Source organism: Winogradskyella damuponensis (assembly GCF_039538385.1).
Classification (GTDB): domain Bacteria; phylum Bacteroidota; class Bacteroidia; order Flavobacteriales; family Flavobacteriaceae; genus Winogradskyella; species Winogradskyella damuponensis.
On the sequence record NZ_BAABCB010000002.1, the window covers coordinates 239,061 to 254,011 of the forward strand.

General features: G+C 32.0%; 14 protein-coding genes. 7 read left to right on the top strand and 7 right to left on the bottom strand.

Annotated elements, in window-relative coordinates; genetic code table 11:
- Positions 1-15: 15 nt before the first annotated feature.
- Entirely contained in the window at positions 16-750 is a 735-nt protein-coding gene (locus ABD730_RS01125; RefSeq protein WP_334467903.1) for a LytR/AlgR family response regulator transcription factor, read from the top strand.
- An 86-nt stretch (positions 751-836) separates the two neighbouring features.
- On the opposite strand, the gene ABD730_RS01130 is transcribed toward ABD730_RS01125, so the two are convergent.
- Entirely contained in the window at positions 837-1,628 is a 792-nt protein-coding gene (locus tag ABD730_RS01130; RefSeq protein WP_215928329.1) for a DUF2797 domain-containing protein, read from the bottom strand.
- A gap of 53 nt (positions 1,629-1,681) precedes the next feature.
- On the opposite strand from ABD730_RS01130, the gene ABD730_RS01135 reads away from it, so the two are divergent.
- A complete protein-coding gene (locus ABD730_RS01135; RefSeq protein WP_334467900.1) occupies positions 1,682-3,199 on the top strand; it encodes a GH3 auxin-responsive promoter family protein in 1,518 nt (505 codons plus the stop codon).
- Positions 3,200-3,481: 282 nt separating this feature from the next.
- On the opposite strand, the gene clpX is transcribed toward ABD730_RS01135, so the two are convergent.
- The 6 genes from clpX to ABD730_RS01165 form a co-directional block, all read right to left on the bottom strand.
- A complete protein-coding gene (gene clpX / locus ABD730_RS01140) occupies positions 3,482-4,711 on the bottom strand; it encodes an ATP-dependent Clp protease ATP-binding subunit ClpX (RefSeq protein ID WP_215928333.1) in 1,230 nt (409 codons plus the stop codon).
- A gap of 76 nt (positions 4,712-4,787) precedes the next feature.
- Positions 4,788-5,462 (bottom strand): ClpP family protease, encoded by a 675-nt coding sequence (locus ABD730_RS01145; RefSeq protein ID WP_215928340.1) that lies wholly within the window; start codon positions 5,460-5,462, stop codon positions 4,788-4,790.
- A 209-nt stretch (positions 5,463-5,671) separates the two neighbouring features.
- Complete coding sequence (gene tig / locus ABD730_RS01150; protein WP_215928342.1) at positions 5,672-6,994, bottom strand: trigger factor; 1,323 nt, start codon at positions 6,992-6,994, stop codon at positions 5,672-5,674.
- Positions 6,995-7,073: 79 nt separating this feature from the next.
- On the bottom strand, positions 7,074-7,421 hold the full coding sequence (locus tag ABD730_RS01155; RefSeq protein ID WP_334467896.1) for a phage holin family protein: 348 nt from the start codon (positions 7,419-7,421) through the stop codon (positions 7,074-7,076).
- Between the two features lie 25 nt (positions 7,422-7,446).
- Positions 7,447-8,211 carry an alpha/beta fold hydrolase gene (locus ABD730_RS01160; RefSeq protein ID WP_344711981.1) on the bottom strand — a complete coding sequence of 255 codons (765 nt, stop codon included), beginning with the start codon at positions 8,209-8,211 and terminating at the stop codon, positions 7,447-7,449.
- A gap of 46 nt (positions 8,212-8,257) precedes the next feature.
- Complete coding sequence (locus ABD730_RS01165; RefSeq protein WP_215928348.1) at positions 8,258-8,971, bottom strand: pyridoxine 5'-phosphate synthase; 714 nt, start codon at positions 8,969-8,971, stop codon at positions 8,258-8,260.
- A 247-nt stretch (positions 8,972-9,218) separates the two neighbouring features.
- Between ABD730_RS01165 and ABD730_RS01170 the strand changes: the two genes are divergently transcribed.
- From ABD730_RS01170 to bamA, 5 genes are all read left to right on the top strand, one after another.
- A complete protein-coding gene (locus tag ABD730_RS01170) occupies positions 9,219-9,875 on the top strand; it encodes a CBS domain-containing protein (protein ID WP_334467890.1) in 657 nt (218 codons plus the stop codon).
- 2 nt (positions 9,876-9,877) lie between these two features.
- The gene (locus ABD730_RS01175; protein ID WP_334467888.1) at positions 9,878-10,756 is read left to right on the top strand and encodes an NAD kinase; all 879 of its coding nucleotides are present in this window, start codon (positions 9,878-9,880) and stop codon (positions 10,754-10,756) included.
- A 110-nt stretch (positions 10,757-10,866) separates the two neighbouring features.
- Positions 10,867-11,556 carry a type IX secretion system protein PorG gene (porG, locus tag ABD730_RS01180; RefSeq protein ID WP_344711986.1) on the top strand — a complete coding sequence of 230 codons (690 nt, stop codon included), beginning with the start codon at positions 10,867-10,869 and terminating at the stop codon, positions 11,554-11,556.
- Positions 11,557-12,297, top strand: coding sequence for an undecaprenyl pyrophosphate synthase (gene uppS, locus ABD730_RS01185; RefSeq protein ID WP_215928354.1), 741 nt, complete (start codon positions 11,557-11,559; stop codon positions 12,295-12,297).
- On the top strand, positions 12,269-14,893 hold the full coding sequence (gene bamA / locus ABD730_RS01190; protein ID WP_344711988.1) for an outer membrane protein assembly factor BamA: 2,625 nt from the start codon (positions 12,269-12,271) through the stop codon (positions 14,891-14,893). Before uppS ends, bamA begins: the two co-directional genes overlap by 29 nt.
- Positions 14,894-14,951: the final 58 nt, after the last annotated feature.

A 14,951-nucleotide genomic window follows, 5' to 3' on the forward strand; every position in this document is an offset into this window, starting at 1 on the left:
TCGCAGGAAATGAATATGAAATTAAACGCCATAATAGTAGAAGACGAAGAAAATAGCAGATTAATTCTAAGGAATTATTTGACGAAGTATTGTCCTAATATTTCAATCCTAGGTGAAGCTGCTAATGTTGAAGAAGCCTTAGTGTTAATTAGAAATAATGATTTAGACGTAGTGTTCTTAGATGTAGAAATGCCTTATGGTAATGCCTTTGATTTATTAGATAAAGTTGGAGATGTTAATTTTGAAACCATATTTGTAACCGCTTATAACCATTATGCCATTGATGCGTTAAATGCACATGCGTCTTATTATTTAATGAAACCCATTTCTATTGATGAGTTGATAAAGGCTGTAGATTATGTAACAGAAATTAGAACAAAGGAAGATGCATTGCAAGATCAAGTTTTAGTGCCAAAAACGAATGTTGTGAGTGGTAAAATTACCATTCCACAACAAGATGGCTTCGAAGTTATAGAAACAGCAGACATTATGTATTGTAAAGCTGATGATAACTACACCGAAATATATCTAAACAATAACAAGAAGAAACTTGTGAGTAAAACTTTAAAGTATATTGAAGAAAGTTTAAAAGACTCCAATTTTGCTAGAGTCCACAAAAGTTACTTAGTCAACGTCAATGAAATAGTGAAATATGTAAAAGGCAAAGGCGGAAGTGTGGTCTTAAGTAATGGTAAAGAGATTATGGTATCAGCTTCAAAGAAGTCTGACTTGTTGTCTTATTTTAAGTAACCAATCCCTTTGGAAAAAGGAAGCTCATGAATCAAAATATAATCAGGTTTTTAAGATTTTCGATTGGGCTCAAACTGACAGTGTTTTTAAACCGTTAATTCTACAACCGACCCTTCGTTAGCTCTTACATTAAAAACCGTATTATCTTCAAAAATGAAATATTGTCCTTTAATACCAACTAATTTTCCAGAATAATTTGGAGTTTTACTTAGATTAAGGCTTTTAGGTTTTAAAGGGTATTGTTCTACAGGAAAATGTATGTGTGTTTCAGAATTGTTTTCAATAAAATAGGGTTGTGCTTCTTCAGGAATGTATGGTTTTAATTTTTGTCTCCATGCTAACAAATCTTCATCTTTAATATCATTTTTTAGCATAGTTCGCCAATTGGTCTTATCAGCAACATGATCTTTTAAAGCAACTTCAGTAATGCCTGCTAAATAGCGGTTGGGTACTTCTACAATTTCAACAGCTTCATGAGCGCCTTGGTCAATCCAACGTGTTGGTACTTGACTTTTTCTAGTTACTCCAACTTTTACGTTACTAGAATTGGCTAAATATACAATATGTGGTTGCAATTGCACTTTTTTCTCGTAGTCTAAATCTCTATCTTCTTTGTCTAAATGTGCTGTACTTAATTCTGGTCGCATTATCCAATCTCCTGCAAGTGGTTTGTCAAAAAAGCAAGTTTTACAAAAGCCTTGGCGGTAAATAGGCCTGTCTAATCCACAGCTTAAACATTGATGTCCAACAAGTTTTATGTCAATGGTTTTGTTTAATAATTGATTCACGTGAATAAAATCATGTTTAAAGACCAAATAGTATTGAATTGGCTCTAAAAATTCAGTTTGCATTTTTGTGAGGACTCCTGTGTAAACCATGAAAGAATTTTAGTATTTTTAGCATTCATTTATCTCGTAAAGATAGCCAATCTATGCCAATTCCTATTGTAAATTCTATAGCTTCATGGTTTTTGAAAAAACGATTCCATCAAATTGAACTGTTTTTAAAATACCCAAACGAAGTACAGAATGAATTGCTTTTTAGCTTGTTAAAAGTAGCAAAAGACACAGAAATTGGTAGAAAATATGACTTTGATTCTATAAAAACGTATAGAGAATTTAACGAACGTATACCAATTGTAAATTACGAAGAGTTTCAACCTTTAATAGAACGTTCGCGTAATGGCGAACAAAATATTTTCTGGCCTAGACCTATAAAATGGTTTGCTAAGTCTAGCGGAACGACTAACGCAAAAAGTAAATTTATTCCTGTAAGTCTCGAATCTTTAGAAGATTGCCATTATGCAGCAAGCAAAGATTTATTATGTATGTATTTAAATAATAATGAAGATGCACAGTTGTTTACAGGTAAAAGCTTAAGATTAGGTGGTAGTAAAGAATTATACAAAGAGAACGGCACTGTATTTGGAGATTTAAGTGCTATTCTTATAGATAATATGCCGTTTTGGGCAGAATTTAGCAGTACACCTAGTAATAGAGTGTCGCTAATGAGCGAATGGGAGACTAAGATGCAGGCTATAGTTGAAGAAACTATAGAGGAAAATGTAACAAGTCTTGCAGGTGTACCATCTTGGATGCTAGTTTTACTTAATAATGTACTAGATAAAACAGGAAAGGACAGTCTTTTTGATATTTGGCCTAATCTAGAAGTTTACTTTCATGGTGGAGTAAATTTTAATCCTTATGTAGAACAGTACAAGGCTATTTTACCTTCTAATAAATTTAGATATTACGAAATATATAATGCCTCTGAAGGCTTTTTTGCTATTCAAGATCAAAACAGTTCTAGTGATTTATTGTTGATGCTAGATTATGGTATTTTTTATGAGTTTATTCCAATGGACGCCTATGGTACCGAAGCACAAATCGTGATTCCGTTGAGTGATGTACAATTAAATACTAATTATGCTGTGGTTATTACAACTAATGCAGGATTGTGGAGATACAAAATTGGAGATACGATTCGATTTGTAAGTCTGAGTCCGCATAGAATTAAAGTGACAGGCAGAACTAAACATCATATCAATGCTTTTGGTGAAGAATTAATTATAGAGAATGCCGAAGAAGCTTTTAAAAGTGTATGCAAACGTACATCAGCAGAAATAGTAGATTATACTGCTGCACCAATTTTTATGGAAGGTAAAGAAAAAGGTGCACATGAGTGGATTATTGAGTTTAAAACTCCGCCTAAAAACATGTCTTATTTTGAAGAGTTATTTGACAATGCTTTAAAAGCTTTAAACTCTGATTATGAGGCTAAGCGTTTTAATAACATGACGTTAAATAAACCAACCATTCATAGTGCAAGACCCAATTTGTTTTATGATTGGTTAAAAGAAAATGATAAACTTGGTGGCCAACATAAAGTCCCTCGATTATCTAATAATAGAGTTTATTTAGAAGAATTATTACATCTCAATACCCAATAAATTGGCTTTGGTGCCCATAAAATAAGCACAACAACGGTTTATCCTGAAAAAAAACACAAAAAAACGGTATAACGAAAATTACTTGTGTTTTACCTAATAATTAAAGCGAACACGCCTTACTTTGAGTGTGGCTTATATCTTAGCTAAAAATTAATGTGCTATTAACTTTTACAATCCCTTAACATATATTGCTAGCAATATTATATTAATCAATCCCGAACTAAAAAAACCACAATTTCAATATTAGAAATTGTGGTTTTTTATTTTAAAAGTAATACTAACTTAAGATACGGCCTTCAACTTCTTTAATGTTGATTTGTTTAATCTATCCTCAGCATAAGCCTTAGTTATGTTTAATTTTGTTTCACCAGAACCAGGCAATTCAAACATCGCTTCAGTTAAGATTTCTTCGCAAAGCGATCTTAAACCACGAGCTCCGAGTTTGTATTCAATAGCTTTTCCTACAATATAATCTAAAGCGCCATCTGTAATGGTAAAATTAACATCATCCATTTCAAACAGTTTTTTGTATTGTTTAATAATGGCATTTTTAGGTTCTGTTAAGATTGCTCTTAAGGTTTTAGCATCTAAAGGATCCATGTAAGTTAATACAGGTAAACGACCAATTATTTCAGGAATTAATCCAAAATCTTTTAAATCCTTAGGTATAATATATTGTAAAATGTTATCCTTATCAACACTTTCTTTATTTATAGAACTATAACCAATAGCTTGCATGTTTAAACGTTTGGTAATAACACGTTCAATACCATCGAATGCTCCACCAGCAATAAATAAAATGTTTTCGGTATCTACTTCAATAAATTTTTGATCTGGATGCTTACGACCTCCTTTTGGAGGTACATTAACTACAGTACCTTCTAAAAGTTTTAATAAAGCTTGTTGTACGCCTTCTCCAGATACATCTCTAGTAATTGATGGATTATCGCTTTTACGAGCAATCTTATCAATTTCGTCAATAAAAACGATGCCGCGTTGTGCTTTTTCAAGATTGTAATCTGCAGCTTGTAATAAACGTGTTAAAATGCTCTCCACATCTTCACCTACATAACCAGCTTCTGTTAACACTGTTGCATCAACAATTGCAAGAGGTACATTTAGCATTTTAGCAATAGTCTTTGCCATTAATGTTTTTCCTGTACCTGTTTGCCCAACCATTATGATATTACTTTTTTGTATTTCAATATCATCTTCTGTTGGTGCTTGTAATAAACGTTTATAGTGATTATAAACTGCAACAGACATTACACGTTTGGTGTTTTCTTGTCCAATAATATATTCATCTAAAAAGCCCTTAATTTCTTTAGGCTTTCTTAGCATTAATTCTGCACTTAATTCAGAATTACCAGTTTGTTTGGATTCTTCTATTACAATACCATGTGCTTGCTCAATACAACGATCACAGATGTGTGCATCTAAACCTGCAATAAGTAAGCTGGTTTCTGGCTTTTTCCTACCACAAAATGAACATTCTAATTCTTCCTTTGCCATCTTCAATGTTTTTAATTCTTGCTAAAGCAAGAATCTTAAATTTTACGTTTAATTAATTAGTCGAAAGTAGTTATAATTACTTTCGTTCTAAAATTTCATCAATCATTCCGTAGTCTAAAGCTTCTTGAGAGCGCATCCAGTAATCTCTATCAGAATCTTTTTCCACTTGTTCAATAGATTTTCCAGAATGTTTAGCAATTACGGCATATAATTCTTCTTTAACTCTAATGGTTTCTTTTAAAGCAATTTGCATATCGCTTAATTGACCTTGAGTTCCGCTACTTACTTGGTGAATCATTACACGAGAATGCTTTAATGCAGAACGTTTTCCTTTTTCTCCAGCACATAATAATACCGCTGCCATTGAAGCCGCAATTCCTGTACATATAGTTGCTACATCTGGTTTTACAAATTGCATTGTGTCATAAATACCTAAGCCTGCATATACAGAACCTCCTGGTGAATTGATATAAATTTGAATATCCTTTGAGGCATCAGTACTTTGTAAAAATAGTAACTGTGCTTGGATTATATTGGCTACTTGGTCGTTAACACCTGTGCCTAAAAATATAATACGATCCATCATTAAACGCGAGAATACATCAAAAACAGCGATGTTCATCTGACGTTCTTCAATAATATTAGGCGTCATGTTAGAAGGGTACATGCTCTCGATAATCTTAGAGTAGTAATTGCTATTAATACCTTGGTCTTTTATTGCAAATTTTTCAAATTCTTTTCCGTAATCCATATGAATTTTAATTCTTTTAATTAATGTTTTTTCAATAAAGCACTGCTACTGTGCTCAGTGTGATATTAGTTTTTTATGAAAAATATATTCCAAAAAAAAGCGTAAAATTTTTACATTTTACGCCTTAAAGATACTAATAATTTTTAGGTTACCGTTTTAACGTTAACCACATTTTAAGGTTTTAAGGCTAAGCCTTAATATTTTTAAAATTAGCTATAGAATTCTTTTACAAAATCATCATAAGTGATGTCTTTGGTTTTAATATTAGCTTCAGTTTTGTATAAGTTTAATAACTTCTGACTCATTAATTGCTCAGACATACGCTTTACTTCGTCTTGGTTTCCTAAGATACGAGCTGCAATGTCTTCTAATTCTTTATCTGAAGGATTCATTTGACCAAACTGAGCCATCTGACCTTTAATCATTTCCATAGCATAAGACTTTAATTCTTCAAACTGAACTTGTAGCTTGTGCTCTGTGATTAATTTACCTTCAATAAGTTGGTAGCGCATGCTTTTTTCAGACTTTTCGTATTCTTCTTTAGCTTGCTCTTCAGTCATTTCTTCTTCACCTGCAGTTTGCATCCATTTTTGTAAGAAGCTTGCTGGTAAATCGAATTTTGTGTTTTCGATTAAGTTTTCGGTAACATCATTTAGCAATTTCTGATCACCTTGTTGTGCAAATTGCTTTTCTGAATCTTCCTTTATCTTATCTTTTAATTCTGTTACTGATGTTACAACTCCTTTTCCGAATAATTTATCAAATAACTCTTGATCTAAATCTGCTAATTCACGTTCGTTAATTTCAGTGATTGTAAAATTCACATCAATATCTAAACCATGAGCATCATCGTGAGATACCTTTAAGAAGGTCATTAAGTCATGATCATCGTTAAATAATCCTTTTGTTTTTAGTGAAATAACATCGCCAACTTTTGCTCCCATAAATTTCTTAGGATTTGTTTTTCCTTTCAATTTATCTAAAGTAAGCATTGTAGAATTATCGATTTCTTTTTCTTCGTTTGTAAACGTTCCTGTAATTTCAGAATCTTTTGTTACTTCGCTTTGAGAAACAATTTTACCATATTGCTTTTGGATGTTTTCAACTTGATCGTTGATCATCTTGTCATCTGCCACAATATTATAATGCGTTATTGCTTTCTTACTTTTTAGATTTACATCGAATTCTGGTGCTAAACCTAATTCAAATTCAAAAGTAAATGCCTCAGCATCCCAATCTAAATCGTCTTGAGCTTTTGGTAACGGGTTACCTAATACATCTAATTTTTCTTCAACTAAATACTTACCTAGAGCATCTTGTAATAATTTATTTACTTCATCTACTAAAACCGCTTTACCATATTGCTTCTTTACCATTCCCATTGGTACGTGACCTTTTCTAAAACCAGGAATGTTTGCAGACTTACGGTAATCTACTAATATTTTTTCTACTTTATCGCTGTAATCTTCTTTGGCGATATCAACTTTTACAACTGCATTTAATGCGTCGATGTTTTCTCTTGTAATATTCATTTTCTTGAAACTAAAATTGGGCTGCAAAAATACAATATTTTTTACAACCCAACAATAGTTTTAAGCGTTTGTATATCAGCTACTTTTTGTCGTCTTTTAAAAAGGATTGTAGCAATGATTGTAAGATAGATAGCAGAATACTAAATAATATGGCTGTCCAAAAACTTGAGACACTAAATCCGTCTACAAGTTTATCTGCTAATAGAATGATGAGGGCATTGATGACTAATAAAAAAACACCCAAAGTCATAATGGTAATTGGTAAGGTAAGGATAACTAAAAAAGGTTTTACCAGCAAATTAAGAATTGATAAAACTACAGCGACAATAATAGCCCCAACATAACCATCTACATGGACTCCATTGAGTATGTTAGCCAAAACAAAAACAGCTAAGGCGTTTAGTAAAAGTCTAATCAGTAAATTCATAATTTCAATATTTAATTAAGTTTACCTAAGATACAAAATTCATCACAGCTTTGTAAAACTCTTTAGGGTTTTCTGCGTGTAACCAGTGTCCGGCGTTAGAGATTGTTGTAATTTTAGAATTTGGAAAATGGCGATGAATTATAGTTTCATCTGCTTCTCCAATATATTCTGAGCGATCACCTCTCAAAAACAACGTGTCTTTTTGAAAGGTTGCATGTATAGGAAGTGCTTCTCCTACCTCAGAAACGTTTGCTTTTAAAACGTCTAAATTAATACGTAAACCTAATTGTCCTTTTTCTATCCAGTATAAATTTTTGAGTAGAAACATACGAGTTCCAACTTCGTGAACATAATTACTTAATGCTTTGTCTGCTTCGCCTCTGGTTTTGAGTTCTGAAAAGTTTAATTGACTTAAGCCTTCTAAAATGGCATCATGATGTACAGGGTAATAACGTGGAGAGATATCAGCGACAATAAGGTTGTTTACTAACTCAGGGTATTTAGTAGCAAAAAGCATTGCTGTTTTTCCACCCATAGAATGGCCTAATAAAACAACCTCTTTTAGGTTGTTGGTTTTGCAATAGGTTTTTAAATCTTCAGCCATTACGTCGTAATCAAATTCTTCAGAATGAAAGCTACGACCATGATTACGTTGGTCTACAAGATGAACTTCAAAATTAGCTTCAGAAAATTGTTTGGCTAGGGTTTTCCAATTGTCACCCATTCCTAAAAATCCGTGTAGAATTATAAATGGTTTTCCTTCTCCTATTATATTTGAGTGTAAATTCATGTTTTTGAGTTTGAAGTTTCTTTAAACGTCGTGTTTTTAGCTTATTTTATTTCAGTTTTTCTAAATACATCCCAATAACATTTTCAATACCTAAGTATAGACTTTCGGCAATTAAAGCGTGTCCAATAGAAACTTCCAGCAAACCCGTTATGTTTTCTTTAAAGAATTTAATATTATCTAAAGATAAATCATGTCCTGCGTTAATACCAAGTTGCATGGTATTTGCTAAACCAGCACATTCCATATAAGGGTTTATGGCGTCTTTGTTTCCTAAGCTATATTGATGAGCAAAAGCTTCAGTGTAAAGTTCTATACGGTCAGTTCCGGTTGCTTTTGCACCTTCTATTTGGTGTAAATCAGGATCTACAAATATGGATGTTCTGATGCCGTTACTTTTAAATTCCTTAATTACTTCAATTAAAAAATCTTTATGTTTTATAGTATCCCAACCTGCATTAGAGGTAATTGCATCTACAGAATCAGGTACCAAGGTAACTTGTGTTGGCTTAATTTTTAATACCATATCTATAAATTTGGGGATAGGATTCCCTTCAATATTATATTCTGTGTAAACTTCTGGTTTCAGGTCGTAGGCATCTTGGTAGCGAATATGTCTTTCATCTGGTCTTGGGTGAATGGTAACACCTTCAGCTCCAAAACGCTGTACGTCTTTTGCAAACTGAACGACATTTGGTACATCACCTCCACGACTATTTCTTAGCGTAGCTATTTTATTTATATTAACACTTAATTTGGTCATTTTATTAGATTTTCTATTACAAAAATACAGAACTCAACCTTACTTTTTGGTTTAACCGAAAAGTTTCAGCTCTGTGGTAAAGTATTTTTTTTTGATTATGGTTTAGTTGCGAGTATAAAAAATGTAAAGTTATAATGTAAAATGGTAATTTTGTAAATTGAAGAAAAAGTAAAGCTAAGCTCTAAAAATGAGCACAAGCTTTTTGTGGTTATTTTTGATTAATTTGCAACTTATTTAATATTGTATAATGGAGCTTCAAGATTTTGTAATAAATGATATAAAACCGTTGAGTATTACTGATAAAGTAAGCGATTTAAAATTGCTTTTTAATCAGTTAACATATTCACATATTCCTATTCATAAAGATGGTGTGTATATGGGATGTGTTTCAGAAACTGACGCGCATTGTTTTGAAGGTGCTAATTCTATTAGTGACTGTAATTATGCTATAGAAGGTTTTTTTGTAAGGCCAACGACTATTTGGTTAGATGTGCTCGAAGCGTTTGCACAAAACGATTCTAATATTATGCCCATCTTAGATCAAAACAATAAATATCTTGGTTATTATGAGTTAAATGATATCATTCATTTGTTTAATGAAACACCTTTCTTTGCAGAGCCAGGCGGTATTTTAATTGTTGAAAAAGGAATTAACGATTATTCGTTTAGTGAAATCAGTCAGATTGTAGAGTCTAACAACGCTAAATTACTAGGCGCTTTTATTTCTAAAATGGATAGCGATTTAGTGAGGATAACGGTAAAAATTGGTAACGCTAGTATTAATGACGTTATTCATACTTTTAGACGTTATAGTTATAATATTATTTCAGGTCATGAAGAGGATTCTTATATCGAAAGTTTAAAAGATCGCTCGCAATATCTCGATAAATACCTAAATATGTAATTATGAAGGTAGCAATTTACGGGCAGAATTATGTAAAAGAAACAACTCAAGAAACAGTTCAGCAGCTTTTTAATTTTTTGTTATTAAAACATGCCACTGTTTTTTTTGAAAGTGAATTTTTAACAACTCAAAATACAGCCATTCAGAATAGTTCAGAAGTTAAAACATTTGACGAATTAGATACGAGTTATGATTTATTAATAAGTGTAGGAGGTGATGGTACTATATTAAGAGCTGTAACTTATGTGAGAGATTTAGGTATTCCTATAGTGGGAATTAATACAGGACGTTTGGGGTTTTTAGCAACGATACAAGTTGAAGATATTCAAACAGCTTTATCAGAAATATTTAGTGGTGATTATAAAATTTCTGAACGTTCATTATTAAGTGTCACAACTGATCCAGGACATAATGATGTCGTTAATACAAGTTTTGCACTTAACGAAATTGCATTAAGTCGAAAAAATACAACATCTATGATTACCGTTGAAACACATCTTAACGGTGAATATTTAACCTCATATTGGGCAGATGGACTCATATTATCTACGCCCACAGGTTCTACAGGATATTCTTTAAGTTGTGGTGGGCCAGTAATTGCTCCTGATGCAAATAATTTTGTGTTAACTCCAATAGCACCACATAATTTAAGCGCACGTCCTTTGGTTATTCCAGACAATACAACAGTAACCTTAAAAGTTAGCGGTAGAGAAGATCAGTTTTTAATGTCGTTAGATTCAAGGATTGTAACATTATCTAATACCACAACAGTTACTGTAAAAAAAGCAGATTTTGTTGTAAAAATGGTAGAACTACTAGACGAAACCTTTTTGGCAACACTCCGAAAAAAGTTGCTTTGGGGAGAAGATCGACGTAACTAAAGCTAAATAATACAATAAATACCTCTTTAAATTGTTAATGAGTAAGACAATTTGCATCAAATTGTTACACACAAATCTTAATTGTTATATTTGCAAACTTTGAAAAATTTATGAGGTATATTTTTCTAATTATTTTAAGTACTTTTATTATTAATAAGGCTGATGCTCAAATCTATGAGGTTGGTATATTTGCTGGTGGAAGTAATTTTATTGGAGATGTTGGTGCAACAGATTATATTTCGCCAAATCAACCTGCTTTTGGTATTGTTGCAAGATGGAATAGAAGTCCAAGGCATTCGTTTAGAGCTTCTTTAATATTTTCAGACTTAAAAGGGGTTGATGGAGAATCTGACGATCCTAGACGAAAACAACGTGGTTATCAGTTTGATACAAGTATATTGGAAATTTCAGCAGGAATGGAATTTACATTTTTAGATTTCGACTTACATTCGAGTGGTATGAAAGGTACACCATATTTGTATTCGGGTATTTCTCTAGCGAATCATGATAATTATTATTTTACTCCAACAGGTGAGTATATATCAGAAGGCACAAGTAGTTGGGCGGTAGGAATTCCTATGGCTTTGGGATATAAAACAAACATAGCATATCACCTTGTTTTGGCGGCAGAAATTGGTGCACGTTATACTTTTTCGGATGAGTTAGATGGAAGTGTTCCAGATTCTGTAGATAGAGAAGTATTTAGTTTTGGAAATACGAATAACACAGATTGGTATATGTTTACAGGAATTACATTAACTTACACCTTTGGAAGAAGACCATGCTATTGCAATTTTTAAATGAGTTTAAAAGATCAAATAAATAAAGAAAAGTTACCTAAACATGTTGCTATTATTATGGATGGCAACGGTCGTTGGGCAAAACAAAAAGGAATGTTACGCGCTATTGGTCATGAAAATGGGACAAAGTCAGTAAGACAAACCGTTGAAGCAAGTGCAGAGATAGGAATTAAAAACCTAACACTTTATGCTTTTTCTACAGAAAATTGGAACAGACCAAAGTTAGAAGTACAAACCTTAATGAAGCTTTTAGTAAAATCTTTAAAAAAGGAAATTAAAACACTTCAAGACAATAGTATAAAACTCTGTGCAATTGGTTGTTTGAGCGATTTACCTAAAAAAGCGCATCAAGAACTATTAGATGTTATAGAAAAGACAAAGGATAATAAAAATATGACATTAACTTTAGCATTAAGCTATGGTTCTCGTGAAGAAATTGTTAATGTTATTAAAGAATTGTCAGTTAAAGTTAAAAATAATATAATTTCTGCTGAAAGTATTGATGAATCCATTATAAATAAGCATCTTTACACGCAAAATTTACCAGACGTAGACCTGCTTATTCGCACAAGTGGAGAACAACGTATTAGTAATTTTTTGCTTTGGCAAATAGCCTATGCAGAATTATATTTTACAGATATTTTGTGGCCAGATTTTAGAAAAGAAGATCTATATGAGGCACTCATAAATTATCAAAATAGAGAACGAAGATTTGGAAAAACAAGCGAACAACTTACCTAATAAGACAGTATTGAAGTCATTTATTAAATTTATATGTACTGTATTACTATTTACAGTTTCATTTACCAGTAATGCTCAGGTTGAAGAAGGAGAAACCTATTTAATCAAAGAAATAATTGTTACAGGAAACACTAATTTTAGTGCACAAACTATAATTGCTTATTCTAAACTTAGAAAGGATGAAGAGGTACAAGTTGGTGGAGAGAAAATAGCTAATGCTGTTAAAACATTATGGAAATCTAATTTGTTTAGCAGTATAGATATCTATGTTACAAATATAGAAGGCAATACAGCAAACTTAGAAATTCATCTTAGTGATTTACCAGAACTTAAGGATATTACCGTTGAAGGTGTAAGAAAAGGAAAAAAGGAAGAGGTTATTGAAGAGAATAAGCTTAAGCCAGGTCTGAAAGTAACAGAAAACCTTATTGCTACAACTAGAAATTACCTTACCAATAAATATAAGAAAAAAGGATTTTTAAATACTAAAATAAAAATTAGTACGTCACAAGTTATTGACTCTGTAGAGAAAGAGCGTGTTAATATGCGCATTGATATAGACAGAGGCGAAAAAGTAAAAATTAAAACAATTAATTTTGAAGGTAATGAAATAATGGCCGATAAAAAGCTTCGTAGAGCAATGAAAAATACGAAGAAAAAGAATTTTATTCGACTTTTAAAACGTTCAAAATATATTGAAGATAATTTTAGAGAAGATCTTATAAGTGTAGTAGATTACTATAAAGAAAATGGTTATAGAGATGCTAGGATTATATCTGATTCTATTACCTATTTAGATAAGAAAAATATAGCTCTTAATATTAAAGTAGAAGAAGGTGAAAAATACACTTTTGGAAAAATTACTTTTGTAGGTAACACAGTATATACAGATCAGTATTTATCTAGTCTTCTTGGAATAAAAGAAGGAGATACATATAATGGAGTAGAGTTAAGAGAGCGTATTGCAGACGAAACTAATCCAGATGCTAATGACATAACCAATGCTTATCAGAATTATGGTTATATGTTCTCTACAATAAACCCTGTTGAAGTTAGTGCAGAAGGAAATGTAATAGATATGGAAATCCGTATCTCTGAAGGTAAACCAGCGTATTTTAATAATGTTACTGTAATTGGTAATGATGTTACAAACGACCATGTGGTTTATAGAGAATTAAGAACACGTCCTGGTATGCTTTACAGAAAAGCAGATATTATTAGAACCATTAGAGAGCTTGGACAATTAGGGTATTTTGACGCACAACAAATTTCACCAAATGTTAAAAATCCAAACCCTGTAGATGGTACCTTAGATATAGAGTATTCTGTTGTAGAGCAAGGATCTAGTCAGATACAGTTACAAGGTGGTTATGGTGGAGGAGGCTTCATCGGTACTTTAGGCTTATCGTTTAATAACTTTTCAATAAAGGATATCTTTAAGAAAGACGCTTATAAACCAGTACCAAGAGGTGATGGTCAGAGTTTAGCATTAAGACTTCAAGCAAGTCAGTTTTTTCAAACGTATAGCTTTTCATTTAGTGAGCCTTGGTTTGGTGGTAAAAAACCATTTCAAATGTCATCATCGCTTTCGCATTCAAGACAATTTTTATATGATTCGTCAACAGGAAATGCAGATAAAAGTAAACGTTTTAATATAACAGGATTAACCTTTGGTCTTTCAACAAGATTGTCAAAGCCAGATGATTACTTTTTGTTATCACAAGCCATAAGTTATCAGCATTATGATCTTCAGAATTACAACACCGGTTTATTTACTTTTGGTGATGGTACTTCTAATAACTTATCTTATACTATTGGATTAAGTAGAAACAACCTTTATAACGATCCAATTTTCCCAACGGGAGGTTCTAATTTTTCAGTATCAGCTAAGTTTTCATTCCCTTATTCATTAGTTAATGGTGTAGATTATGATGCTTTACAGGACGAAAGAGCAGAACAAAACGAAATAATTAGTGATTATCAATCAAATCCAAACCCTAGTTTACAAGAAACTACTTTATATAATAACGCCGCAGAAAGAATAGGTGAAATTGACCAAGAGCGTTTTAAATGGTTAGAGTTTTATAAAATTAAATTTAAAGCAGATTGGTATCAGGCTTTAACTAAAAAATTAATATTACGACCAAGTGTAGAGTTTGGGTTCCTTGGAGCTTATAATAATGCACGTGGTGTAATTCCTTTTGAGCGTTTCTTTGTTGGTGGTGATGGTTTAGGTAATTTTTCATTAGATGGAAGGGAAGTTGTGCAATTACGTGGTTATCCAAACCAGTCGTTATCATCAGAAGATGGAGGTTCAATCTATAATAAATTTTCTTTAGAATTAAGATATCCTATCACTTTAGGTGCACAAGCTAAAATTTATGCATTATCATTTTTAGAAGCAGGTTCATCTGTAAATGACTTTAAAGATTTTGATCCATTTAACCTTCAAAGATCTGCCGGTTTTGGACTGCGAATTTTTATGCCAGCCTTTGGTTTACTTGGGATAGACTTTGGTCATGCCTTTGATGAATCTCCATATGGAGCAACAGTCAAAAAATGGGAAACACACTTTATTATTGGGCAGCAATTTTAAGTTTGGCACGATATTTTCTAATAGCTAAACAAGGATTTCATCATGGTGTTAAAATTTT